The sequence below is a fragment of the Brevibacterium sp. FAM 27836 genome (assembly GCF_051351055.1).
Classification (GTDB): domain Bacteria; phylum Actinomycetota; class Actinomycetes; order Actinomycetales; family Brevibacteriaceae; genus Brevibacterium.
The window spans coordinates 1195147-1217913 of record NZ_CP195711.1 but is presented as its reverse complement, the minus strand read 5'-3'; the positions used below and the strand labels follow the sequence as shown (position 1 = coordinate 1217913).

Sequence of the window (22767 nt, the reverse complement as noted above, 5' to 3'; positions counted from 1 at the left end):
AAGGAGACGCCATGACACAGCCCATCGGAAACCCCTCACACATCGGCAACCTGGACGCGAGCCAGCTCGGACCGCAGCCGACCTACCTGCCTGAGGATCACCCGGATGTGGACGCGAAGAAGCGCATCGACGCCGGTGAGGAACCCATCGACGTCGCCGCAGCGCTGCCGGCCTCCTCCCTGGCCTGGGCCGAACTCGCCGATGAAGCCCACCAGGAGGGTCGCCTCGTCGACGCCTATGCCTACGCCCGCGTCGGTTACCACCGCGGACTCGACGCCCTGCGCGCCGCCGGATGGCGCGGCGCCGGCCCGATCCCGTACTCGCACGAAGTCAACCGCGGATTCCTCCGCGCCCTCTACGCGCTCGGCCGTGCCGCCGGTGCGATCGGCGAAGGCGAAGAAGCCGCGCGCATTGAGGAATTCCTCCGCTCGTCTGACCCGAGCGCCGCCGAAGCCATCGGCAAGGGGGAGTAGGCCCGCCCGACCCCGTCGGACACATCGGTCTCCGTGGCGCGTGAGCAAACGCACCACGGAGACCGATTGTGCTTGTCGGTGGGGCGGCGTAGAACTATATGAATGGGTAATACTTCCGAGACGGTCATGACAGCTGAGCAGCGCAAGATCCTTGCAGTGATGCTCGTCCCGATGTTCATGTCGCTGCTGAGCGTCTCGATCGTCAACGTCATCCTGCCCGATATGCAGCGCTCGATCGGCGCCTCGAACTCGGCGATCCAATGGGTGCTCTCCGGCTACACGCTGGCCTTCGGGGTGTTCCTCGTCGCGGCGGGCCGTGCCGGTGACCTCTTCGGCCGGGGCAGGCTCTTCGTCCTCGGCGTCAGCGTCTTCGCGCTCGGATCCCTCATCGCCGGGCTCTCGCCCGACCCGCTGATCCTCAACATCGCCCGCGTCGTCATGGGCGTGGGCTCCGGGCTGCTCAGCCCGCAGGGTGTGGGGATGCTCCAGCAGTACTTCCACGGCAAGGTGCGCGGTCGCGCCTTCGGGATGTTCGGCACGATCGTCGGCGTCTCCGTGGGCATCGGACCCGTCCTCGGCGGTGGGCTCATCGCTGTGCTCGGCGAGGAGTGGGGTTGGCGTTCGGCGTTCCTCATCAACGTCCCGATCGCTCTGGCCGCGATCATCCTCGGCCGCTTCTGGCTGCCGAAGAGTGCGTGGGTCGGGTCCGGCACCGAGGCCGAACCGCACACCCGCAAGCGCGCGGACTTCGACCCGGTCGGCCTCGTGCTGCTTGCCGTCGGCACTCTGCTCATCATGCTCCCCTTCCTCGAGCGCAGCGCAGGAGCCTGGATCTACGCTCTCGTGCCCGTCGGTGCGCTCATCGTCGTCTTCTGGGTGCGCTGGGAGAACCGGTATGCCCGCCGAGGCGGATCACCGATGGTCGACATGCAGCTGTTCCGGACACGCAGCTTCGCCTATGGGGCCTCGCTGACGTCCATGTATTTCGTCGGTATGCCCGGCATCTGGGTCATCGTGGCGCTCTACCTGCAGAACGGTCTCGGGTTCCCCGCCCTCCATGCCGGCCTCATCGGTCTGCCTTCGGCGCTGCTCTCGGCCATCGCCGCACAGGCCGCCGGCCGTGTCGTGCTCACCTTCGGACGGAAGATGGTCGTGCTCGGGGTCGGAATCGGTCTCACCGGGGTCGTCGCCTCGGCGCTCCTCGTGCTGGCCCACGAGTCCTGGGGAGTCAGCATCTGGTGGCTGCTGCTCACGCTCGGGATCACCGGCCTCGGGCAGGGCATGGCGATCAGCCCGAATCAGACGCTCACGCTCGCCGAGGTCCCCGTCGACTACGCGGGCAGCTCCGGCGGCGTGATGCAGACCGGGCAGCGGGTGGGTACGGCCATCGGCATCGCGATCGTCACCGCCGTGTTCTTCGTCGTCCAGCCGCTGGCCGGGTACGGCGCGGCCATCGTCGCCGGTTTCGGGTTCATCGCCCTGGTCATCGTCTTCGCCGGAGTCATCGGCATCATCGACCTGGCCCGCGGGCGGAAGAAGGACCGGCGGGAGAACGAGCCCGTGCGAGCGTAAGGCGACAGGACGGCGTCGTCACCGGAAGTAGCGACGGATCGTCCTGTTCCACGGGTTGGCCGGCAGCTCGGGGTTGAGCAGCGAGGCACCGACGCAGTACTTGCTCACCTTGTGTTCGCGGATGCCTGCCTGCTGGAGCAGATCGTCCCAGATGCTCACTCCGCCGGCGCTCTTCGTCTCGACGAGCACATCGCGCGGCCCGCCATGGGACCGTCTGCCGTTGCGGGCCTCGATATCGAGATCGCAGGTCAGCCGCTGGTGATCGTGAGTGAGTGTCACCCGATCGTAGACGGTCTCGAGCACCGGAGTGAGATCCGCGGCGGTGTACCGCGGTCGAGCCGAGGCCCCGGTCCTCGTGTCGAGGACGGAATCGACGAAGTTCTGTCCGCTTCCGGTCAGCTCCAGGGGCCGATCGAACGGGTGGGCGATGCGCTGCTTGACCGTCTGCCCCCGGTATCCCTTCGACTTCACTTCGAGATGGCTGGTACCGGAGTCGACATACGTGCGGGTGCGGACCTTGAACCGTTGGCGCCGGCCCTGCACATGATCGCGGAAGAACCGGAATTCGGGAGTATCGAAGTACACGGTCCGGTACTCGAAACGATGCTTCCCAGCGATCTCGAGGACCTTGAAGTCATCCTCGGTGGCGGTGAGCAGCTGCAGGAACAGCTCCCGCGGCACGAAGTACTTCCGGTCCACACGCGTCATCAGCCGAGCCTGAGCGTTGAGCTCGTCGAGGCTGATCGGCTCCATGCCCGCCAACTGGGCGTCGATGGCCGCTAGATCCGCGGGCACCGCGCCGGTCTGGATCCCGGTGTCGACCCCGGCGTTGATCCCGGTCTCGAGCACGGTGTCGGTCGGTGTCTCGGGCGTGACCCCGATTCCGGTCTCGTGTTCGGATTCGGTCAATGTGCGCATCTCAGCGCACCTCGGACGTGGTCGAATCCGGCATCCATGCCACGGCTCCGGTTCGCTGGGAATCGGCGGCCGCCTCGGCGCGGGTGGTCGTGGCGGACTTGCGGGCAGGCTTGGCGGTGTAGCGGACATCGACGAGCGTGGTGTCGCGGACCATATCGATGTCGAGGACTTCGACGCGCACGGTCTCGGCGGCGAAGACGTCCTTGAGATAGGCGATGAGCTCGTTGCGGTCGGTGATCGCACGGTCGACGGTGAAGGTGTGACGGTGCGTCGACGACGCGACCAGCGGGCTGTCGAGGATCGCGATGGCGAGGATGACCAGCAGCGACAGCAGCGGGGTCAGCCACATCGGCTCCGGGTGCAGACCGGCGAGCAGACCGAGGGCCAGAGCGGTGAAGTAGTAGGCGATCTCCTGCTGCGTGATCTGATCCGAGCGCAGACGGATGATCGAGAGGATGCCGAACAGGCCCATGCCCAGACCGACGCCGACCTCGACCGAACCCAGCGCCGAGGTGACCGCGACGACGCCGATGTTGAGCGCAACATAGGACAGCAGCAGATCGCGACGGCGATGCCGGCGGAAGTACAGAACGTAGGCGAGCACGAAGATCGCGATGAGATCGGTGGCCAGAGCAATGGCGAATGACATGTTTCCTCCTTGATGTGTTCATTCACCACATTGCTAGCCGAGATTAAGATGATGATGAGGAGAAGATGAGAGTCTTCACATCTTCGGCACACGCAGCCGGTAACCGACCCCGCGGACGGTCTCGATCGCGTCCCGGCCCAGCTTCTCCCGCAGGTAGCGGACATAGACATCGACGACATTCGAACCGGGATCGAAGTCGAGCCCCCACACACGGCTGAGCAGCTGGGCGCGACTGAGCACTTGATCCGGATGCTTGAGGAAGACCTCGAGGAGCGTGAACTCCCGCGAACTCAACTCGATCGCCTGATCCCCGACCAGGGCCCGGCGGGTGCGGATGTCCACGGCGACGTCCCCGGCGCGCAGCACCGTGGCCTCCTGCGCCTCGGCCGGTCGCAGCCGGAGCCGCACCCGGGCCAGGAGCTCATCGAAGGCGAAGGGTTTGCGCATATAGTCATCGGCCCCGCCCGACAGCCCGGCCACGGTGTCCTCGATGGACTCGCGGGCGGTGAGGATGATGACGGGCAGGTCATGACGTTCGGCGCGGATCATCCGCAGCACGCTGAAACCGTCGAGGCCGGGCAGCCCCAGGTCGAGGATGACGAGGTCGAAACCGCCGCTGCGGACGAACTCGACGGCCATATGCCCGTCATCGGCGACCTCGGTGGCGAAGCCTTCGGCGGCGAGCCCCTTGGCGACGAACGAAGAGATGCGGTCCTCGTCCTCGACGATGAGAATGCGTGTCAACGGCTGTCTCCTTCTGTGCGGTGCCACGGCAGGGTGAGAGTGAACAGGGCGCCTTGGCCGGCAGCGGACCTCACGCTCACATTACCGTCATGGGCGCGGGCGATGCGGTCGACGATCGTCAGACCCAGCCCCGTGCCCTTGCGACCGCCACGGCTCGTCGACGCCGTGGCGAAGCGATCGAAGATGCGCTGCTGATCCGAGGCGGCGATGCCGGCCCCGGTGTCACGGACCCACAGGTGCACACTGTGCTCGTCGAGGCGGCCTCCGAAGGCGATGGTGTCCTCGGGCGTCGTGTGGTCGACGGCGTTCGCGGCCAATTGGAGCAGCGCCTGCGTGAGGCGCTCATCGTCGACGAGGCCGAAGCCCTCGGGTGCTGCGTCGATGATCCAGTTGCGCGGGGCCAAGGCACTGGCCTTCGAGAAGCTGCTGATGACGAGGTCCATGAGGTCGGTATTCGTGCGGTCGAGGAAGTCCGGCCGTTCGCTGCGGGCAAGCATGACGAGATCGTCGACGAGGCGGGACATCCGCTGGAGCTCGTCGTCGACGAGCTCCAAGGTGTTCTGCCGGTCCACGGGATCATCGCCCATGACCTGAAGATGGCCGCGCACGACCGTGATCGGGGTCCGCAGCTCGTGGCCGGCATCGTCGAGCAGCTGGCGTTGGCCCTCGAAAGCCGCCTCGAGCCGGTCGAGCATTCGGTTGAAGGTGAGACTGAGCTGGGCGACGTCGTCATTGCCGGTGACCTCGATGCGGCGGTCGAGTTCGTCCTCACCGATGCCCGCGGCGGTCTCCCGCAGACGCCTGATGGGTTCGAGGACCCGCCCGGCGACGACCCAGCCGAGGAGTCCGGCGGCGATGAGCGCGACCACGGCCACCCAGATCATCGTCCAGATCGTCGTCCACGCCTCGTCGAGGTCGTCGGCGAGAAACTCGATGACGACGAGCTGAGCATGCTGCGGCTGCCCTTCGATCTCGACGGGGACGACCGCATAGGCGACGGGCCCGGCCGCGGTCTTCAGTTCCCCGGATGTCGGGGTCTTCGCCTTCGCCGCGGCGGCGACGAACTGGGCATCCTGATCGAGGCGCAGTGGTGGGGTGTCGGCGCTGCGTTGGTCCTCTTTGCCGTCGATGATGGAGAAGAAGGTCTCCGTGTGCTCGGGCAGGTTGTTCTGCAGATGACTCGTCATGAGCGCCCGCACCGAGGCATAGGGGTGGCCGTCGGTCGGGTCGGGTTTGGACGCGAACTCACGGAACTTCGCGACCTCGTGTTCGAGTTCGGCATCGGCATGGGCGCGGACCCCCGCGAGCTCGGCCCGAGCCGTGGTCACGACGATGATGGAGACCGCGACGGTGAGCACGAGCATGATCCAGGCCAGAATCCGGGTGCGGGCGGTGATTCCCTCACGCCGATCAGTCGTCGTCATCGTCGTCATCATCATCATCGTCGTCGGCGTCGTCCGCATCGTCGGCATCGTCATCATCGAGGTCGTCGTCATCGTCGTCGAGCTCATCGTCGTCATCGTCGAGGTCGTCATCGTCGCCGGCCGAACGCGGTGGGGCGGGGGTGATGCGGTCGGCGCCTCCGGGACGATCGGAGGACGGCGAACTCGGTCCGGTGGAGGGCTCGGTCGATGGTTCGAGAGTCGGTTCGGTCGACGGGTCGTCGGAGCCGGAACCCGGCGCCGAGGTGTCGGAGGGGACGATGACCGGCGGGCCGAGCTCGGTGCCGTCGTCATCGATCGACTGTTCGAGAGCGAACCATGCGAGCGCGGCGAGCACCACCGTGCCGATGACCATCAACCAACCGAATCGCCCCATGCAACCAGTATGGTCGAACCGGCGCCCGGTGTGCCGGGTGAAGCGATGAGAATGCTCTCATCCGATGCTCGGAGGCGGCGAGTGAGCCGGGGAGCAGCAGGTGCGCCGGGCATCGCCGTGCTCGGACGGTGTCAGAACAGTCCGCCGACCCACAGGCCGAATCCGGCCGCGGCGGTGGCGAGGACGAGCGTGCCGAGCCCGCTGAGCAGGCTCGAGCCCCATCTGCGTTCCTCGATGAGGCTGATGGTCTCGAAACTGGCGGTCGAGAACGTCGTATACCCGCCAAGGAATCCGGTTCCGAGCACGAGATGCCAGCCCTCCGGCAGCAGGTTCGCCCCGGCCAGGCCGGTGAGGCCCCCGAGGACGAGCGAGCCGGAGACGTTGATGAGCAGCGTGCTCCACGGCGTCGACCGTGGGCTCCACGCCTTGTAGGCGCCGTCGAAGAGCATGCGCACCGCGGCGCCGAGACCCCCGGCCACGGCGATGACGATGAAGAGCGGCGCGCTCACCGGACTCCCCTGTTCGCTCGCGTTGACGCGACCGCGATCCCGGCCCAGGTGGCGAGCCCGCCGATGACGACGGTGCCCAGACCGTAGGCCAGCCCCGCCCCGATCCGACCATCGCCGAGGAGGCTCGCCGTATCAGTGGCCAGCGCACTGTAGGTCGTGAACCCGCCCATGAAGCCCGTGCCGACCAGGATCCGGACCTTCTGCCGCAGTCCCGCATCGGGGCCGAGCCGGGACAGACCGGACAGGAGGAGGCCGAGGCAGAACGCGCCGAGGAGGTTGATCCCGAGGATCGCCACCGGAATCCCCGCCCGGTCGGCCACGACGAGGCCGATCGCTTCCCGGGCGGCCGTGCCGAGGCTGCCGCCGATGACGGCCAGCCCCAGAGAGGGCAGACGCAGATGGAGGGGGCGGATTTCGGTCATGGATACTCCTACCTTTCGGGCATGCTGACGCCGGTCGAGGTAGGGACTGTTGTCGGCAGCCCGATATCCGAGATGCGGAATCAGGAACCCGAGGTTGGGTACGGCGAGCCCCACCGCCGTGACGCGTGGGCGTCGCCCCCATTCTGCCATAGGCCGCCGGTGGCTCTCGGGACCGTGGGGCTGCGCCGAGGCGCTCGGGCAGGGGCATCAGTCCTGGGTATGATGCGGGCACCTCGGGGCTCGCACTAGCATGAGCCCCATGAGCAACCGAGAGTCGAGGGCACCCGCCCGCGAGAGTGAACTGCGGCAGGGAGACCCCGATCGGTTCGACCGCGTGCGCGGCTACCTCGCCGCACGTCCATGGATCGCCGACTCCCTGCTCTGGGCACTTCCGCTCGCATCCTTGGCGGTCATCTCCGCCGTCGGCACGGCCAAGCCGAACACCCTGACATCCATGCCGGTGCCCGTCCACGCCGCGATCGCCCTGCTCCAGACCGCGCCGCTGGCCCTGCGTCGGACGACACCGCTGCTGAGCACGATGGTCATTGCATTCGGCTGCCTGCTCAGCGTGCTCACGATGATCGGACCGAACTTCGGCATCGTCGCCGTTCCGCTCACCGTCTACTCGACGACCGCCTGGGGCACCCGCACCCACGGTCGGATCGCGCTCTGCCTCGGCCTGGTCGGGGCGCTGCTGTTCGGCGGATGGTTCTATCTCGTCTCCCTGCAGGCGACGATCGGACCGGACTCGCACCCCTTGGAGCTCGGGGAGTATCTGCTCATCGCCACGATCGTGGCCCTCTGCGCCGCGATCGTCCTCATCGCCTGGCTCCTCGGTGATGTCGGCTACCGCCGCCGTCGGGAGGTCGAAGGCATCTGGGAGCGCAATCGCCTGCTCGAACGGGAACGCGAATCCGAGACCCGGCTCGCCGCCGATGCCGAGCGGATGCGGATCGCCCGCGAGATGCACGACGTCATCGCCCATTCGCTCTCGGTCATCATCGCCCAGGCCGACGGCGGACGCTACGCGGCGAAGGCCGACCCGAACGCGGCCGTCGAGGTCCTCGAGACGATCGCCCACACCGGACGCGATGCTCTCGCACAGACCCGCTCGCTCCTCGGCTTCCTCCGCTCCGACGATGACGACGCCCGCTCGGCGGCACCGCTGCCGGGAATTGCGGACATCAGGACGCTCATCGCCGATGTGCGATCGGCCGGACTGCCGATTTCGATCACGGGTGTCGACAGTTTCGACGAGGAGCTGCTGCCCGATGGTGCCGCGCTCGCGGTCTATCGCATCGTCCAGGAGGCCCTGACGAATGTGCTCAAGCACGCCGGCAGCGGTGTCCGGGCACATGTGTCGCTGCAGGTCGACGGTGGCGAACTCGTCACCCGCATCAGCGATGACGGTGCCGGTGGTCCCTCCCATGCGAATGCGCACGGCGGCACTTCCGACCAGGGCGGGGGCATCCGCGCCCGCGGGCACGGCATCGTCGGCATGAAGGAGCGTGCCGCCCTCTATGGAGGGACCCTGACGGCACGGGCGATCCGGTCGAGGGGAGTCACCGATGGCAAGATCCCCGACAGCGCCTTCGGCACCGCGACCGGTTTCCTCGTCGAAGCGCGCTTCCCGCTGAGCCGCCGTGCGGGCGCCGTCGGCGCTGGCCTGGAGACCGGCACCGACGGTGCGGAACCGAGCAACCGGACTTCCGAGGCGAGCGATCGCGCCCCGGCGCTGAACGACCGCACCTCGGAGACGAACGACCGCGTCTCAGAGGCGAACGACCGCGTCTCAGAGGCGAACTCCGCTGAGGGGAACAGCCGGTGACCGCCGGCAGAGGTCAGGACACCGAATCCGTCCAAGGATGTCGAGACGCCCGGAACTCCCGAGACGTCCGTGATTCCCACGACGCCCGGGACCCCCACCACCCTGATCTGCTGCGAGTCGTCCTCGTCGACGACCAGGCCCTCGTGCGGGCCGGCTTCGCCATGGTCATCGACTCCCAAACGGATATGAGCGTGGCCGGGCAAGCCGGTGACGGCATCGCCGGACTCGACACGGTCCGCCAAGTACAGCCCGATGTCGTGCTCATGGACGTGAGGATGCCCCGCCTCGACGGCATCGACGCCACCGAGCAGATCCTGGCCCTCGCCGACGAAGGCCACATCCGCACCCCGAAGATCATCGTCCTCACCACCTTCGACGACGATGAGTACGCCCTGCGCGCCCTGCGGGCGGGAGCCTCAGGGTTCCTCCTCAAGGACACCCTCCCCGAGGTGCTCCTCGACTCGATCCGCACCGTCGTCGACGGGGGAGCGGTCATCGCCCCCACCACCACGCGACGCCTGCTCGACAGCGAAATCCTGCCCCACCTCGGCGCGGGGCAGGACGCTTCGCCCACGGCCACCTCGGCGGACTCATCACAGTCCCCGACGGCGGCACAGAATCTTCCTGCACAGAACCTGCCCGCACAGAACCTGCCCGCGCAGAACCTGCTCGATGCGGACGAGGTCCGGCGCCTCGAATCGCTGACACCGCGGGAGCGGGAGGTGCTCACCCTCATCGCCAAGGGGCTGAGCAACACCGAGATCGGCGAGCGGCTCTTCCTCGCCCAGCCGACGGTCAAGACCCACGTCGGTCGCATCCTCATGAAACTCGAGGTCCGCGACCGAGTGCAGGCCGTCGTCCTCGCCTACGAGGCCGGCCTCGTCGCGCCGGGAAGCTGAACACCGACTCCGGCACTCATCCCCAGGTATGACCCGGCCCCGCCGAGTCGGCCACCACCTCGGCGAAGACCATCCTCCGGTCCGATGTGCCCAGGTGGGGCGGGCGACGAAGCTGGAGTCATGAATTCCTCACCGACACACACAGACCCCCGACCGGCCCAGACCCCCTACCCGGCACCGAGGCTGGCCATCCAGGCCATCTCCCTGATGAAGACCTACGGTGAGGGGGACGCGAGCGTCCGCCCCCTCGACGACCTGAGCATCGACATCGAGGCCGGGCGCTTCACCGCGATCATGGGACCCTCCGGTTCCGGAAAATCGACGTTGCTGAATATGCTCGCCGGCCTCGACACTCCCGATTCGGGCGAAGTGATCATCGGCGAGACCCCGATCTCGAAGCTGAGCGACCGGAAGCTCACGGCGATCCGCCGCGACCGCATCGGCTTCGTCTTCCAGTCCTTCAACCTCGTGCCGTCGATGAACGCCGAAGAGAACATCCTGCTGCCCTCCCAGCTGTCCGGGAAGAAGCCGGACCGGCAGGTCTTCCGCCGCATGGTCGACCTCCTCGGGCTCGGCGAACGCCTCAAACACCGTCCCCACGAGCTCTCCGGCGGACAGCAGCAGCGCGTCGCCGTCGCCCGCGCACTCGTGTCCCAACCGGACGTCATCGTCGCCGATGAGCCGACGGGCAACCTCGACTCGAACGCGGGCGAAGAGGTGCTGAGCATCCTCCGCTCCTCCGTCGACGAACTGGGGCAGACCGTCGTCATGGTCACCCACGACCCCCGCGCGGCCGCCCGCGCCGACCGTGTCGTCCTCCTCGCCGACGGTCGCCTCGCCGGGGAACTGTCCCAGCCCGACCCCGAATCGGTGGCCACCGCGCTGATGAACGTCACCGCGGCCGCCGACGCGACGACCTTCGGGGGTGCCCGATGATCCGCATCGCATGGTCGAACCTCCGCAGCTCCTCGGGCCGACTCTTCGCCGCGATGATCGCCATCGCCGTGTCCGTGGCCTTCATCGTCGCCGCCCTCCTGTTCTCGCAGGCGTTCGGCGACACGCTCCGCAACCAAGTCCGCGCCGAATGGTCCGGCGCCGACGTCGCCGTCACCGAAACCGAGGCCTCGGACCCCGCAGACGTCGCCGACGGCTCCGCCTCGCTCGACGAATCGCTGACGAAGACCGTCTCCGCGGTCGACGGCGCCTCCAACGCCCAACTCACGCAGACCGGCTACGTCTCCGTGTCCTCCGACAGCGCCGAGGTCACGGGTCGGGTGACGAACCTCCCGCAGGGTCAGGACGAGGTCCTCAAAGGGTCGGAGCCCAGCGCCGATGACGAACTCATGCTGGGCGAGGCCGATGCGAAGACTCTCGGAGTCTCGGTCGGCGATGAACTCAGCCTCAGCGACTTCGACGGTTCCGGCCGCGGCGGTGACGAGGGACCGAGCTTCACCGTCACAGGCATCGCCGCGGGATCCTCCACCTCCGCGGGGCTGACGCTCTATCTCACCGACGCCGGGCTGGCGGCCGCACCGGCCGAGCTCGCCCCCGACGCCATCCGCGTCGTCGCCGACAGCGGAACCGACCGCGAACAGCTCGCCGAGGCGGTCACCGCCGCCGTCGACCGCTCCGGAGCCGGCGACGCGGTCGAGGTCAAGACCGTCGATCAGGTCGTCGAGGAGCAGCTCGAATCCATGTCCGATTCCTCCGACATGCTCTCGACCGTCGGTATCGCCTTCGGCCTCCTTGCCGCCGGCGTGGCCGCCCTCGTCATCTCGAACACCTTCAATGTGCTCGTCGCCTCCCGAACACGGGTGCTCGCCCTCTTCCGCGCCGTCGGCGCCTCACGGTCCCATGTGCGCGGGGCCGCGGTGCTCGAGAGCCTCACGCTCGGCATCGTCGGGTCGGCGTTCGGCATCGGACTCGGTCTGCTCCTCGGCTGGGGGCTGGCCGCGGCCGCGCGGGCGTTCTGGATGCCCGAGTTCGCACAGATGTCCTTTTCGCCGGCGGCGCTCATCACCGGGCCGGCGGTCGGCATCCTCGTCACGGTGGCCGCCGGACTCATCCCGGCGCTGCGCTCCTCGAGGGTCTCTCCCATCGAGGCGCTGCGTCCCGTCGACGTCCCGGCCGCGGCTCCCCGCTTCCGTTGGGTGCGGGCGACGATCGCCCTCGTGCTCGGTGCGGTCGGGGTCGCCGTCTGCCTGCTCGGTGCCTCCGGTCAGTCCGTGGTCCTCGGCATCCTCGGCTGCTTCGGACTCTTCGTGGCCCTGCTCATCGGCGCTCGCGCCTTCGTGCCGCCGCTGGTGGCAGCCCTGGCCCGGGTGGTCGCCGTGGTGGCCCGGCGCTCGCCGACGGTGAAGCTGGCAGGACGTTCGGCCAGCTCGGCGGGTGGTCGCACCGCCTCGACGACGGGGGCGCTGCTCATCGGCATCACCCTGGTCACGGCCGTGGTCGTCGGTTCGGCGAGCCTGCAGCGCACGCTCGAGCTCGCCACCGCCGAGGACACGCCCGTCGACCTCGTCGTCTCCGGGTCCGCGGACACGGTGACGTCGTCCCTCGACGACGCCTCGATCGTTGAGGACCGTGTCGAGGTTCCCGCACCGGCCGCCTCGGTGAGCATCGACGGGCTGGGCGGTTCGGGCGATCTGGCCGTGGCCAGCGCCGAGGATGCCGCAGACTCCCCGGTCATGCGCAGCGACGGCTACGACGTCGACGAGGGAACCGTGCTCATCGACCCCTCGAGCATCGGCCTCGACGAGGGGACTGAGGACATCGACGGCAAGACGGTGACCGTCGACGTCGGCGGGGACACGGTCTCACTCAAGGCCGTCGGCTCCTACAACGTTCCCCTCGGAACAGCACTGGTCAGTGGGGCCGACGAGGCGCGGATCGTCAAGGCCGCCGGTGGCGACGCCGAATCACAGACCTGGGTGAAGATCGCCGATGATGCCTCCGGCTCACAGATCGAGGCGCTGACCTCGGAACTCGAGAGCGCTGGGGCGCAGGCCGATGCCGATCCCGCCCAGACCCGGGCGGAGTTCGCTTCGATGTTCCAGGTGGCGCTGACGGTGGTGCTCGGACTGCTGGCCGCCGCGGTGATCATCGCGGTGATCGGTGTGAGCAACACACTGACCCTTTCGGTGATCGACCGGAGGAGGGAAGGTGCCCTGCTGCGGGCGCTCGGCTTCACGCGTCGGTCGATGTCGCGGATGATCACGATCGAGTCCCTGCTGATGACGGTCATCGCCCTGGTCTTCGGCGGAGCGGTGGGCACGTTCTTCGGCTGGGTGGGAACGGCCTCGATCACCCCGGAATCGAGCTCCCCGGTGCTCAACGTTCCGGGCGGGCAGCTCGGTCTCATTGCCGCCGCCGCGATCCTCGCCGCCGTGCTGGCCTCCGCGATTCCGGCCCGCGCCATGTCGCGGATCGTCCCGGCCAAGGGCATGAGCATGGAGTGAGCGCCGGATGCACTGCGCGCCGCGGCCCCATCGAAGTCGGGGTCGCGGCGCGCAGTGTGTGGGAGCTGTCTCAGTCCTCCCAGTCGGTGCAGGTCATGGTTCCGTCGAGCACTGCCGTGCCGAGCTCGGTTCCGTCGAATGTCACGCTCTCGTCGCCGAAGTCGACGCCCTTGGGATGATTCGCCTTGAAGGGCCGTCCCTGACCGACCTTGACCATGACGAAATCGGTGCCTTCGGCCTTGACCAGAGGCAGCTCATTGTTCGTCTTGCCGATGATGTGTCGGAGACTGCCCGGCTTCCCGGAGCAGTAGACATCGGTGGGGTCGATCGTGATCGTCTTCTCCCCGGTGTCGAGCTTCAGGTGCGATTCCTCGGAATCGTCGGCGGAGCCGGAGTCCTCGTCCGTGCCGGAGTCCTCGTCCGAGCCCTGCCGGCTGGGAGTCTCTTCGGCCGCTTCCGGGCTCTGGGACTGTGCGTCGTCGGTCGGAGCCTGCTCGGAGTCGTCCGAGGTGGAACCGGAGCATCCGCTGAGAGCGAGAAGACCGGCAAGGGCAACAGTGGTGATCGGTCTGATACGCATATCTCCATTATCGTCGACTGCCGAGGCCGCGAACCCCGGAATCGGGCACGCTCAACGTGTGATTGTGCACATGTCGGGCCGGCCGCCTCGGCGAGGGGTGGTGGGAGGTCAGCGTTCGGAACGGTACCGATCGACGGCGCGGCGGAGACGGTCGAGGCCGTCATCGATGCGGTCGGGCGTCGCCGAGGCGAAGCACAGGCGCAGCGCGTTCGAGAAGTTCCCGGCAGGGGAGAACGCGGGCCCGGGAATGTAGGCGACGCCTTCTTCGAGAGCGGTGGGCATGAGCTCTTCGGTGTTGATCGTCTCGTCGTCGAAGGTCACCCAGAGGAAGAATCCGCCGTCGGGATCGGTGGCTCGGATCTCGCCGGGGAAGAGTCGCTGAAGTCCTTCGGACATGGCGACCTTGCGCTCGCGATAGGCCTGACGCAGGACCTCGACGTGGGAGTCCGCGCCGCCTTCGGCCAGCCAGCGGGCGATGAGGTGCTGGTTGGGCACGGCCGCGCAGGAATCCATCGTCTGCTTCGCGTTGACGGCGAGTTCGCGGATCTCGGGGTCGACGTCGATCCAGCCCACGCGCAGTCCGGGGGCGACGAATTTCGAGAAGGTGCGGACGCCGAAGATGAGGGGATCGTTCGGGCTGAGGTCGCTGAGCGCCGGCAGGGATTCGCCGGAGAAGCGGAGCATGCCGTACGGGTTGTCCTCGATGATGACCGAACGGTGACGGTGGGCGAAGGCGAGCAGCTGTTCGCGGCGGGGCAGGGACATCGTCACACCGGCAGGGTTCTGGAACGTCGGGACGGTGTAGATGACCTTCGGAGCGCGCCCGGTTCGTGCGGTGTGCTCTTCGAGGGCGTCGACCTGCATGCCGTCTTCGTCGACGGGGATCTCGAGGATCTCCGCCTCGTAGCTCATGGCTGTGGCCGAACCGTTCGTGTAGGTGGGGGATTCGCAGGCGACGAGGTCGCCGGGGCTGACGAAGAGTTTGAACCCGAGGTCGAGGCCCTGCATCCCGCCCGAGGTGATGAGCAGACGGTCGCGGTTGCCCTGCTGTTCGGGTGGGATCTGTCCGCTGGAGGCGAGGTAGTCGTGAAGCGCCTCGATGAGGATCGGTTCGCCCTTCGTCTCCCCGTAGGTGAAGTTCTCCGGAGAGAAGACCTCGCCGGCGATGCGTGCGAAGTCCTTCGCCGGCAGCATGTCCGGTGCGGGTGCCCCCATCCCGAATTTGACGATGTCGTGGTCGTACGCGGCCAGCAGAGTGGTGGAGGCATCGATGACGGACCCGATGAGCTTGTCGTGTCGGCTGGCGTACGGCAGCGAGAGATTCTGCGACGAAGGCGAAGGGTTCTGCGATGAACTCGTGGCCGGGTGCATTGAGGTGGTGGACATGAGCGACCTCCTTAGAGCGGTGATGCCCTGAAGTCGACTGCTCCGGCGACGTTCAGAAGGCTCCTGCCCGAACGACGTGATACGTGGGTGACTTCAGCATAGGCCCGGGTGACGTGGCGAACAAGGACGACATCAGTTGTGTCTGCGCGGTCGGCGGCGTCACGATCGCCGAGTGAGTGAGTGGGGGAGTGTGCCAGGACGGGGCGCCAGGGGTGGAGCCGCCTCGGTGATCGGATGCTCCCGCTGGTGGTTGTGTCGGTGTGACCCAGTAGACTTAGCGCGTAATGACATCCCCTTTCACTTCGAGGTGAAGTACTCTCATGCCAGCAATCGTTGTCGTCGGCGCTCAGTGGGGCGACGAAGGTAAAGGTAAGACCACCGATATCCTCGGCACCAGCGTCGACTACGTGGTCAAGCCCAATGGTGGGAACAATGCCGGCCACACGGTTGTCGTCGGCGGCGAGAAGTACGAACTCAAGCTGCTGCCCGCAGGAATCCTCTCACCGAACGTCACCCCGGTCATCGGCAACGGCGTCGTCGTCAACCTCGAAGCACTCTTCGAAGAGATCGATGCCCTCGAATCCCGCGGTGCGGACACCTCGAAGCTGCGGGTTTCGGCCAACGCCCACCTCGTGGCTCCGTACCACCAGACGATGGACAAGGTGACCGAACGGTTCCTCGGCAAACGCGCCATCGGCACCACCGGGCGCGGCATCGGACCCGCCTACATGGACAAGATCGGGCGTCTGGGCATCCGTGTCCAGGACATCTTCGACGAGTCCATCCTGCGGCAGAAGATCGAGGGATCGCTGCGGCAGAAGAACGAACTGCTCGTCAAGGTCTACAACCGCCGGGCCGTCTCCGTCGAGGAGATCGTCGAGTACTTCGAACCCTTCATCGAACGGCTGCGCCCCTACGTCGCCGAGACCGAGCTCATGCTCAACGAGGCGCTCGACCGTGGCGAGGTCGTCGTCATGGAAGGCGGCCAGGCGACGATGCTCGACGTCGACCACGGCACCTACCCGTTCGTCACCTCGTCGAACCCGACCGCCGGCGGCTCCTGTGTGGGCACCGGCATCGGACCGACCCGGATCAACCGGGTCGTCGGCATCGTCAAGGCCTACACCACGCGTGTGGGTGCCGGTCCGTTCCCGACCGAACTCTTCGACGAGATGGGCGAATACCTGCAGAAGGCCGGCGGCGAATTCGGTGTCAACACCGGTCGTCCGCGCCGCTGCGGCTGGTACGACGCGGTCATCGCCCGCTACGCTGCACGCACCAACGGCTTCACCGACTATGTGCTCACGAAGCTCGACGTGCTCACCGGCATCGACCGGATCCCCGTCTGCGTGGGCTACGAAGTCGACGGGCAGCGTTTCGACGAGATGCCGATGTCCCAGACCGATTTCCACCACGCGAAGCCGGTCTTCGAGTACTTCAACGGCTGGAGCGAGGACATCACCGCGGCTCGGACCTTCGACGACTTGCCGGCCAATGCGCAGAAGTACGTGCTCGCGCTCGAGGAGATCTCGGGCTGCCGGATGTCGGTCATCGGCGTCGGCCCCGACCGCGAACAGTCGATCGTGCGCCACGATCTGTTGGACTGAGGGGCAACGGCCCGGTGGGGCAGGAAGCGCGTCTCGGACTGAGGGCAGGGCGCGCGTCGCTGTCTGAAAACGTGAGCACCTGAGGCACGTGACGAGTGAAGGGCGGGGTCGACAGTCATGTCGGCCCCGCCCTTCACTGAACTCCACCTTCGGCGGACATAATTTCTTCACTCTCAGGAATCTCATCTCATGTTCGCAAGATTCGTTGAGAATCGATATGGGAAAGTGCTAGCGTCTGAAACCATGTTTTCGCCGTCGCATACATGGTTGAGCGCTCTCGCTGACCGTCGTTCTCCTCTCGGCGCAGCTCGTGGGCTCGCGGCAATCGCAAGCGTTCTGCTCGTCGCTTCGACCACCGCATGCATGCCCGAAATCGACCGCGGGGAAGGGTTTCCACCGCCTCGGGTCACCGCGATCGCGGCAGGTTCCCCTGGCGGCGGCCTCGACCTGACGACTCGCATCACCAAGGACGGACTCGAAGACGCGGGTGTCGAAAGCTTCGTCACCATTGAGAACATGGGCGGAGGCGGTGGCAACCCTGCACGAGCGGCAGTTCTGCAACGGGAGAATGACGGGACGACGGTGGTGGTCGAGTCCAACCGTGTGCTCCTGTCGAACATCACCGGTACGACCGACATGTCGATCGACGACTTCACGCCGATTGCGCAGCTGACCACAGACTACGAGGTCTGGATGGTGAAGTCGGGGTCCGAATACGACTCAGCCGAGCAAGTGCTCGAACAGATCAAAGACGACCCGGGCAGCGTCGACTTCGGCATCGGCACCGTGCCCAGCGATGATCAGCTCAATGTCCTCCGACCCGCCGACGAATACGGAGTCGACGACCTCAGCGCACTGAATCTCGTGGCATTCTCCGACGGCGGTGACCTCAACAATGAACTCCTCGGCGGGCGCATCGATGTCGCCTCGACAGGAATGTCGGAGGCTGTGGAGCTGGTCGAAAGCGGGGACGTGGAGATCATCGCGGTCTCGGCCCCGGAACCCATCGAAGACGGTCCCGGCACAGGCGCGGCGACCTGGCACGACCTCGATATGGATATCACCATCAACCACTGGCGAGGAGTGTTCGGCCCGGCAGATATGCCCGAGGAGGCCGTCGCCTGGTGGCAGAAGGCGCTGAAGAAGGGCGTCGCTTCGGACGAATTCGTCAAACAGTCTGATGCACTCGGCATCAATCCCGCTTATCTGCCCGGCGACGAATGGCTGGAGACGGTGATCATGCCCGAGGAAGAAGAATCGCGAGAAGTGCTGGAGAAGGTAGGACTGAGCAAATGAGTTCCGAAGCCCAGGCTGACGGTCCGGCAGCCGTCGAAGGCCCGGAGACCGCTGCTGAGATCGAGCCGGGCAGCACAGCTGCGTCGAAGACCATCGCTGCAGTCGTCTTCTTGGGGCTGGCACTCTTCTATCTCATCAACGCTCTCCTGTTGCCGAGTGTCGAAGGCGAAGACGGAATCGGCCCCAAGACGTTCCCTGTCGTCGTCGGCATCGTGCTCGTAGGCACCACAGCGCTCGGCCTGTTCTCATTGCTGCGAGGAAAGGGCGAAACCAGACCTGTGACCGGCATCGAGCTGGTTCGAGTGCTCACGTGCATCGTTCTCTTCGCACTGTTCACAGTATCGATCTTCCTCATCGGATTCGCCGAGGCGGCTGCGGTCTTCTCTGTGCTCACGACGACGCTCGTCTTCGGAGTTCGACTCAGACCGCTCAAAGCGGTCTGGGTGCTCGTCCTCGGACTCGTCATCGGAATGATCCTCTTCCTCGTCTTCGATGTCTGGCTGAACGTGCTGCTTCCAGTCGGCTGGCTCGAGTACCTCGTGTTCGGAGGGCTGAACCTATGAATACCCTGTCAGATCTGTTGAGCGCTCTGGGAACGATCACCACGTCACCGACGCTGCTGCTCGTCATCCTCCTCGGAGTCATCCTCGGTACGGTCGCGGGTCTGCTTCCCGGTGTCGGCCCCTCCACGGCGATCGCGCTGCTGCTTCCAGTGGCGATGACCGTGCCACCCGAGCTGTCGCTGCCACTCATGGTTTCCCTCTACCTCGGTGCCGAATACGGAGGGCGCATCTCTGCGATCCTCCTGAACATCCCCGGCGATCCGGGCGCGATCATGACCACCCTCGATGGTCACCCGATGGCGTTGAAGGGAAAAGCGGCAAGTGCGCTGTCGATTTCAGCACTGGCCTCGTTCCTCGGCAGCATCCTTGCATTCCTCGGACTCGCGTTCATCGCCGGTCCCATGTCGGAGATGGGGTTGGCCTTCGGACCGGCCGTCTACTTCGCGGTAGTCGTCATGGCTCTCGTCCTCAGTGCCACTCTTGTCGGCTCAGCGCCGATGCTCGGTCTCACCGCAGTCGTCATCGGGGTGGCCATCTCCACGGTGGGAATCGAGCTGCAGTCAGGGCTTCCGCGCTTCACCTTCGGCACGTTCACACTCCTCGAAGGCATCGATCCGATTGTGGCGATCATCGGCGTGTTCGGCATCGGTGAAATCCTCGCGAGCACGAACATGGGCATGAACTCGCAAGCGGTCAAAGGTCTGTCGGGGCGGTTCCTTCCTACCAAGGCCGAACTCAGACAGGGAACGCTGCCGGGCATCCGAGGGTCGATCATCGGTTTCATCGCCGGTGTTCTCCCCGGAGCGGGAACAACCATCGCGGCGTTCTTCTCCTATGGGCTCGAAAAGCGTCTCGCCCCTGCTTCGGCAGGAATGGGAAAGGGAGCTGTCAGGGGGCTGGTCGCACCAGAGGCGGCAAACAATGCTGCGGTTTCCGGATCAATGGTTCCGCTGCTGACCCTGGGAATTCCCGGTTCAGGTACGACCGCAGTGCTGCTGGCCTATCTCATGATGTACGGGCTCAACCCGGGGCCGGGTTTCTTCGATGCCAATCCGGAACTGGGCTGGACGATTGTCGGAGCGCTCTTCATCAGTGCGATCCTCGGCGTCGTCGTCAATATCAGTGCTTCGTCTCTGCTCGCAAAGATTTTGGCCATTCCGATGCCCTTCATGGCACCGACGATCCTCATGTTGGCTCTCATCTCCTGCTACAGCATCCACAACTCCGCGACAGACGTGTACATTGCTCTGGCGTTCGGCGTTCTCGGCTATGTCATGCGTCTCGTCGGCATGTCTCCGGCGCTGCTCGTGATCGGCTTGGTCCTCGGCGAGATGCTCGAGCGGAACCTGCAGCAGGCGCTCGGCCTCTCCGGCGGCAACTTCTGGACCATGATCTCTCAGCCGTTGGTGCTGCTGTTCCTCGCCATCGCCGTCCTCGCACTGCTGACGGCCCTGCCGTGGAAGAAGATGGTGGGCACGAAGACCAGTGCCGATCATCAGCCAGCGAACGAACGACGCTGATGATTCGGTGCACTGATCTTCTCAGAACCTCAGTCCAGGTGCTGGTGGGTGGCCACTGCCAGACGGTTCCAGACATTGATGGCTGAAACGGCCATGAGCAGTTCGACCATCTCCTGTTCGGAGAACACCGCCGAGGCGGCCGCCCACGTGTCATCGGAGACGCCGTCGGAGATGCGCGTGACCTCTTCGGTCAGGCGCAACGCGGCCTGCTCGCGGTCGGAGTAGACGGAGGCGGCTTCGTGCCATCCGGCAAGGACATCGACCTTGACCTGGTCGACCTGGGCCTTGCGGGCTTCGCCGGCATGCATGTTCAAGCAGTACGCGCAGCCGTTGAGCTGTGAAGCACGCAGTTTGATGAGCGAGAGCAGACCCTCGCCGAGACTGCCGCTGTGGATGTACTTCTCCATCGCCACCAGCGGCTGGTAGGCATTCTTGTCGACAGCTTGGATGTTGAGACGCTGAGTGTCCGACATGTTCGTCATCTTCTTCTCTTTTGTGTGTTTCTTCTTTGCCTCCGCGGAGGGAACTCCTCGGAGAGGTGTCAGGCTCTGCGACCACCGAAGCACAGCAGCTGAGTCTGCGCATCGGCATCGGCCGGCGGAGTGATCTTGGCGGCGAAGAATCCTGGGGCGCGAATTGCATCGTCATACGGACGCAGCGCGTCGAGGACTGCGTGGCAGGAGGACTCGTCGAGGTTCTCATCCTGGCCGGTCGCGTGCGCAAGGTCCCAGGTGTGGAACAGTGTGTCACCGCAGAGCAGGGTGTCGGACAGCTGAGCGAACGTCATCGCGCCCAGTGGTGACTCCACCTGGGTGTCTGCGATGTCAGGGTTGATGAGAGCCTGAACGGCAGCTTCCCTCGCCTGAGCGAAACGAGCGATGAGCTCGGTGCCGGCTTCTGGTGCGAAGGACTGTCCGGCCACAGCGAGTATTGATCTGTGGGAACCGAGGACATGTTCGACGAGTTCTTCGACGGTCCAATCGGGACAGCTCGGAACGGTCTTCTGCCAATCATCGGAACCGATGCCGAGCATCCGGGCTTCGAACTCATCGGAAATGGCAGTGTATCGATCTGTGCTTCCAGACATGTTTCGACCATATACCCGCATCCGGTCCGCTGTCAGGAGAGAACAGACCCTCGTCGGTCTGCGTTCCCGGTGAAACGAAGTTCAGCTGCGAAGGTCGCGGATGGCCTCGATTCCTCCGTCGTACGCTGCGGAGATGTCAACGAGGTCGATCCGATCCGGCAGGTCTCCGGCGGCCTGATATTTGAGCATGAATACCACGGTGGCCCGTGCGGTGGCTTCGTCATTGCCCAGCACGCCGTCGGAGACGTCCTCGGCATCGGAGAGGATGAGCACGATCTCCTCCGTCCCGGTATCCGTGTGGATGCTGGCCAGGAACTCTCCGGTGTCCTGCAGTTCGATGTCGATGTCCTCTTCAGCCATTCCGACCTCCTACGATGCGGCGCGAACGACGACTCTCTTCTCAGCATAGACCTCCTCGGCAAGCACTTGGGTCGCGGGTGGGAAGGTGGCATTGTGGCAGGCAGACCACCGAAATTCGCAGCAGGGGAGGGACGACCATGAACCAGAACGCACGCCTGACCGAAGCGGCCTACCAGGGATCCGCACTCGACGTCGACAAAGACTTCTATGGACGGATCGGGAAGGATACGGACAACCGGGAGATCGTCGACGAATTCACTGTGCCGATCCGTTCGGGGCAGGCGTGGGACATCCCCGCCGGGCATGTGTGTCGGATTTCGACCGTCGAAGGCCCGCAGGTCGGGGACCTCAACCTGTGGAACCGCCATGACCCCAGGGAGCGCTTCTGGGCAGCCAGGACCCGGCAGCTGCAAGCCGCGCATGTGTCCACCTTCGATCGGCTGTGGTCGACGCTGCCGTTCCTCCGCCCCATGGCCACGATCGTCAGCGACACCCTTGCCGACTACGGCACCGACGCCGAAGGCGGTCGGCTGCATGACACCTTGGGCACCCGTTGCGACCCCTATGTCTCACAGATGCTGAGCGGAGTCGACTTCGACTATCACTGCCATTCCAATCTGGTCCGGGCCGTCCTGCCCTATGGCCTCACGGAGTTCGACGTCCACGATGTGCTCAATGTCTTCCAGTGCACAGGGCTGAACGACAACAACGAATACTTCATGAAGACCTGTCCGGCGACACCCGGTGACCACTTCGAGTTCTTCGCCGAACAGGATCTGCTCGCAGCCCTGTCGACCTGCCCGGGAGGTGACCTGTCCGCACCGATGTTCGGCGAGGACAACGAGGACCCGGTGGACAACTGCCACCCGCTCAAGGTCACGGTTTACCGGCTGGCGGAGGGCCTCCTCGGCGAGTGGACGGAACCGCAGTCACCGCGATATCGAGGACAGCACGGGCTGAAGCCACAGGTCTGGGGCAGCTGAGCGGATATCCGGGAATACGCGGCGGCCGCAGTCGACGGAGTCCGCGGCCGCCACCGAGTCAGGCGGTGGGCGCAATCATTCGAGGCCGTGGCCAC

Annotated in this window: 23 protein-coding genes; 11 read left to right on the top strand and 12 right to left on the bottom strand. The window is 65.9% G+C overall.

Features of this window, described 5'->3' with window-relative positions:
• Nucleotides 1-11 precede the first annotated feature (11 nt).
• Nucleotides 12-473: a DUF3151 domain-containing protein gene (locus ACSE4D_RS05630; protein WP_135542293.1), complete on the top strand. Its 462-nt coding sequence runs from the start codon at nt 12-14 to the stop codon at nt 471-473.
• Nucleotides 474-575: 102 nt separating this feature from the next.
• Complete coding sequence (locus tag ACSE4D_RS05625; protein WP_436326743.1) at nt 576-2045, top strand: MFS transporter; 1470 nt, start codon at nt 576-578, stop codon at nt 2043-2045.
• An 18-nt stretch (nt 2046-2063) separates the two neighbouring features.
• Here the strand turns inward: ACSE4D_RS05625 and ACSE4D_RS05620 are convergent, their stop codons facing one another.
• From ACSE4D_RS05620 to ACSE4D_RS05590, 7 genes are all read right to left on the bottom strand, one after another.
• Nucleotides 2064-2963 carry a polyphosphate polymerase domain-containing protein gene (locus ACSE4D_RS05620; protein WP_436326742.1) on the bottom strand — a complete coding sequence of 300 codons (900 nt, stop codon included), beginning with the start codon at nt 2961-2963 and terminating at the stop codon, nt 2064-2066.
• A 1-nt stretch (nt 2964) separates the two neighbouring features.
• Nucleotides 2965-3612, bottom strand: a complete 648-nt coding sequence (locus ACSE4D_RS05615; protein WP_135542290.1) for a DUF4956 domain-containing protein — start codon at nt 3610-3612, stop codon at nt 2965-2967.
• 75 nt (nt 3613-3687) lie between these two features.
• Complete coding sequence (locus tag ACSE4D_RS05610) at nt 3688-4356, bottom strand: response regulator transcription factor (RefSeq protein ID WP_135542288.1); 669 nt, start codon at nt 4354-4356, stop codon at nt 3688-3690.
• Entirely contained in the window at nt 4353-5867 is a 1515-nt protein-coding gene (locus ACSE4D_RS05605) for a sensor histidine kinase (RefSeq protein ID WP_436326741.1), read from the bottom strand. The genes ACSE4D_RS05610 and ACSE4D_RS05605 overlap by 4 nt, the downstream gene beginning before the upstream one ends.
• Nucleotides 5767-6174 (bottom strand): hypothetical protein, encoded by a 408-nt coding sequence (locus ACSE4D_RS05600; RefSeq protein WP_436326740.1) that lies wholly within the window; start codon nt 6172-6174, stop codon nt 5767-5769. Before ACSE4D_RS05600 ends, ACSE4D_RS05605 begins: the two co-directional genes overlap by 101 nt.
• Before the next feature lie 131 nt (nt 6175-6305).
• Nucleotides 6306-6683, bottom strand: a complete 378-nt coding sequence (gene crcB, locus ACSE4D_RS05595; protein ID WP_135542284.1) for a fluoride efflux transporter CrcB — start codon at nt 6681-6683, stop codon at nt 6306-6308.
• Nucleotides 6680-7105 (bottom strand): fluoride efflux transporter FluC, encoded by a 426-nt coding sequence (locus ACSE4D_RS05590; RefSeq protein ID WP_436326739.1) that lies wholly within the window; start codon nt 7103-7105, stop codon nt 6680-6682. The genes crcB and ACSE4D_RS05590 overlap by 4 nt, the downstream gene beginning before the upstream one ends.
• 259 nt (nt 7106-7364) lie before the next feature.
• Here ACSE4D_RS05590 and ACSE4D_RS05585 point away from each other — a divergent pair, with 259 nt between their 5' ends.
• The 4 genes from ACSE4D_RS05585 to ACSE4D_RS05570 all read left to right on the top strand — a co-directional run bounded on the left by ACSE4D_RS05585 (nt 7365) and on the right by ACSE4D_RS05570 (nt 13290).
• Nucleotides 7365-8933: a sensor histidine kinase gene (locus ACSE4D_RS05585; RefSeq protein ID WP_426936713.1), complete on the top strand. Its 1569-nt coding sequence runs from the start codon at nt 7365-7367 to the stop codon at nt 8931-8933.
• A 161-nt stretch (nt 8934-9094) separates the two neighbouring features.
• The gene (locus ACSE4D_RS05580) at nt 9095-9832 is read left to right on the top strand and encodes a LuxR C-terminal-related transcriptional regulator (RefSeq protein ID WP_426937530.1); all 738 of its coding nucleotides are present in this window, start codon (nt 9095-9097) and stop codon (nt 9830-9832) included.
• Nucleotides 9833-9952: 120 nt separating this feature from the next.
• The gene (locus ACSE4D_RS05575; RefSeq protein WP_426936712.1) at nt 9953-10768 is read left to right on the top strand and encodes an ABC transporter ATP-binding protein; all 816 of its coding nucleotides are present in this window, start codon (nt 9953-9955) and stop codon (nt 10766-10768) included.
• Entirely contained in the window at nt 10765-13290 is a 2526-nt protein-coding gene (locus ACSE4D_RS05570) for an ABC transporter permease (RefSeq protein WP_436326738.1), read from the top strand. The genes ACSE4D_RS05575 and ACSE4D_RS05570 overlap by 4 nt, the downstream gene beginning before the upstream one ends.
• Before the next feature lie 70 nt (nt 13291-13360).
• On the opposite strand, the gene ACSE4D_RS05565 is transcribed toward ACSE4D_RS05570, so the two are convergent.
• Both ACSE4D_RS05565 and ACSE4D_RS05560 read right to left on the bottom strand, forming a co-directional pair.
• Nucleotides 13361-13870 (bottom strand): hypothetical protein, encoded by a 510-nt coding sequence (locus ACSE4D_RS05565; protein WP_436326737.1) that lies wholly within the window; start codon nt 13868-13870, stop codon nt 13361-13363.
• A 108-nt stretch (nt 13871-13978) separates the two neighbouring features.
• Complete coding sequence (locus ACSE4D_RS05560) at nt 13979-15256, bottom strand: PLP-dependent aminotransferase family protein (RefSeq protein WP_240690090.1); 1278 nt, start codon at nt 15254-15256, stop codon at nt 13979-13981.
• 320 nt (nt 15257-15576) lie between these two features.
• On the opposite strand from ACSE4D_RS05560, the gene ACSE4D_RS05555 reads away from it, so the two are divergent.
• The 4 genes from ACSE4D_RS05555 (at nt 15577) to ACSE4D_RS05540 (ending at nt 20242) form a co-directional block, all read left to right on the top strand.
• Nucleotides 15577-16863, top strand: coding sequence for an adenylosuccinate synthase (locus ACSE4D_RS05555; RefSeq protein ID WP_426936709.1), 1287 nt, complete (start codon nt 15577-15579; stop codon nt 16861-16863).
• Between the two features lie 363 nt (nt 16864-17226).
• Nucleotides 17227-18159: a Bug family tripartite tricarboxylate transporter substrate binding protein gene (locus ACSE4D_RS05550; RefSeq protein WP_167854494.1), complete on the top strand. Its 933-nt coding sequence runs from the start codon at nt 17227-17229 to the stop codon at nt 18157-18159.
• The gene (locus ACSE4D_RS05545) at nt 18156-18722 is read left to right on the top strand and encodes a tripartite tricarboxylate transporter TctB family protein (RefSeq protein ID WP_167854493.1); all 567 of its coding nucleotides are present in this window, start codon (nt 18156-18158) and stop codon (nt 18720-18722) included. The genes ACSE4D_RS05550 and ACSE4D_RS05545 overlap by 4 nt, the downstream gene beginning before the upstream one ends.
• The gene (locus ACSE4D_RS05540; protein WP_425119820.1) at nt 18719-20242 is read left to right on the top strand and encodes a tripartite tricarboxylate transporter permease; all 1524 of its coding nucleotides are present in this window, start codon (nt 18719-18721) and stop codon (nt 20240-20242) included. The genes ACSE4D_RS05545 and ACSE4D_RS05540 overlap by 4 nt, the downstream gene beginning before the upstream one ends.
• A 29-nt stretch (nt 20243-20271) precedes the next feature.
• Here the strand turns inward: ACSE4D_RS05540 and ACSE4D_RS05535 are convergent, their stop codons facing one another.
• The 3 genes from ACSE4D_RS05535 to ACSE4D_RS05525 all read right to left on the bottom strand — a co-directional run bounded on the left by ACSE4D_RS05535 (nt 20272) and on the right by ACSE4D_RS05525 (nt 21689).
• Complete coding sequence (locus ACSE4D_RS05535; RefSeq protein ID WP_205683399.1) at nt 20272-20724, bottom strand: carboxymuconolactone decarboxylase family protein; 453 nt, start codon at nt 20722-20724, stop codon at nt 20272-20274.
• 59 nt (nt 20725-20783) lie between these two features.
• Nucleotides 20784-21329 (bottom strand): TIGR03086 family metal-binding protein, encoded by a 546-nt coding sequence (locus tag ACSE4D_RS05530; RefSeq protein ID WP_425119821.1) that lies wholly within the window; start codon nt 21327-21329, stop codon nt 20784-20786.
• A gap of 81 nt (nt 21330-21410) precedes the next feature.
• Nucleotides 21411-21689, bottom strand: a complete 279-nt coding sequence (locus ACSE4D_RS05525; protein ID WP_426936708.1) for a hypothetical protein — start codon at nt 21687-21689, stop codon at nt 21411-21413.
• A 137-nt stretch (nt 21690-21826) separates the two neighbouring features.
• Here ACSE4D_RS05525 and ACSE4D_RS05520 point away from each other — a divergent pair, with 137 nt between their 5' ends.
• Complete coding sequence (locus ACSE4D_RS05520; RefSeq protein ID WP_436326736.1) at nt 21827-22672, top strand: urea carboxylase-associated family protein; 846 nt, start codon at nt 21827-21829, stop codon at nt 22670-22672.
• The last annotated feature ends 95 nt before the right edge of the window (nt 22673-22767 follow it).

Bases quoted from the DNA above. Each gene is read 5' to 3' on its own strand.
- ACSE4D_RS05630 (WP_135542293.1), top strand. From the start codon at position 12: ATGACACAGCCCATCGGAAACCCCTCACACATCGGCAACCTGGACGCG.
- ACSE4D_RS05625 (WP_436326743.1), top strand. From the start codon at position 576: ATGGGTAATACTTCCGAGACGGTCATGACAGCTGAGCAGCGCAAGATC.
- ACSE4D_RS05620 (WP_436326742.1), bottom strand. From the start codon at position 2,963: ATGCGCACATTGACCGAATCCGAACACGAGACCGGAATCGGGGTCACG.
- ACSE4D_RS05615 (WP_135542290.1), bottom strand. From the start codon at position 3,612: ATGTCATTCGCCATTGCTCTGGCCACCGATCTCATCGCGATCTTCGTG.
- ACSE4D_RS05605 (WP_436326741.1), bottom strand. From the start codon at position 5,867: ATGAGCTCGACGACGATGACGACGACCTCGATGATGACGATGCCGACG.
- ACSE4D_RS05600 (WP_436326740.1), bottom strand. From the start codon at position 6,174: ATGGGGCGATTCGGTTGGTTGATGGTCATCGGCACGGTGGTGCTCGCC.
- ACSE4D_RS05590 (WP_436326739.1), bottom strand. From the start codon at position 7,105: ATGACCGAAATCCGCCCCCTCCATCTGCGTCTGCCCTCTCTGGGGCTG.
- ACSE4D_RS05585 (WP_426936713.1), top strand. From the start codon at position 7,365: ATGAGCAACCGAGAGTCGAGGGCACCCGCCCGCGAGAGTGAACTGCGG.
- ACSE4D_RS05580 (WP_426937530.1), top strand. From the start codon at position 9,095: ATGGTCATCGACTCCCAAACGGATATGAGCGTGGCCGGGCAAGCCGGT.
- ACSE4D_RS05575 (WP_426936712.1), top strand. From the start codon at position 9,953: ATGAATTCCTCACCGACACACACAGACCCCCGACCGGCCCAGACCCCC.
- ACSE4D_RS05570 (WP_436326738.1), top strand. From the start codon at position 10,765: ATGATCCGCATCGCATGGTCGAACCTCCGCAGCTCCTCGGGCCGACTC.
- ACSE4D_RS05565 (WP_436326737.1), bottom strand. From the start codon at position 13,870: ATGCGTATCAGACCGATCACCACTGTTGCCCTTGCCGGTCTTCTCGCT.
- ACSE4D_RS05560 (WP_240690090.1), bottom strand. From the start codon at position 15,256: ATGTCCACCACCTCAATGCACCCGGCCACGAGTTCATCGCAGAACCCT.
- ACSE4D_RS05555 (WP_426936709.1), top strand. From the start codon at position 15,577: ATGCCAGCAATCGTTGTCGTCGGCGCTCAGTGGGGCGACGAAGGTAAA.
- ACSE4D_RS05550 (WP_167854494.1), top strand. From the start codon at position 17,227: ATGCCCGAAATCGACCGCGGGGAAGGGTTTCCACCGCCTCGGGTCACC.
- ACSE4D_RS05545 (WP_167854493.1), top strand. From the start codon at position 18,156: ATGAGTTCCGAAGCCCAGGCTGACGGTCCGGCAGCCGTCGAAGGCCCG.
- ACSE4D_RS05540 (WP_425119820.1), top strand. From the start codon at position 18,719: ATGAATACCCTGTCAGATCTGTTGAGCGCTCTGGGAACGATCACCACG.
- ACSE4D_RS05535 (WP_205683399.1), bottom strand. From the start codon at position 20,724: ATGACGAACATGTCGGACACTCAGCGTCTCAACATCCAAGCTGTCGAC.
- ACSE4D_RS05530 (WP_425119821.1), bottom strand. From the start codon at position 21,329: ATGTCTGGAAGCACAGATCGATACACTGCCATTTCCGATGAGTTCGAA.
- ACSE4D_RS05525 (WP_426936708.1), bottom strand. From the start codon at position 21,689: ATGGCTGAAGAGGACATCGACATCGAACTGCAGGACACCGGAGAGTTC.
- ACSE4D_RS05520 (WP_436326736.1), top strand. From the start codon at position 21,827: ATGAACCAGAACGCACGCCTGACCGAAGCGGCCTACCAGGGATCCGCA.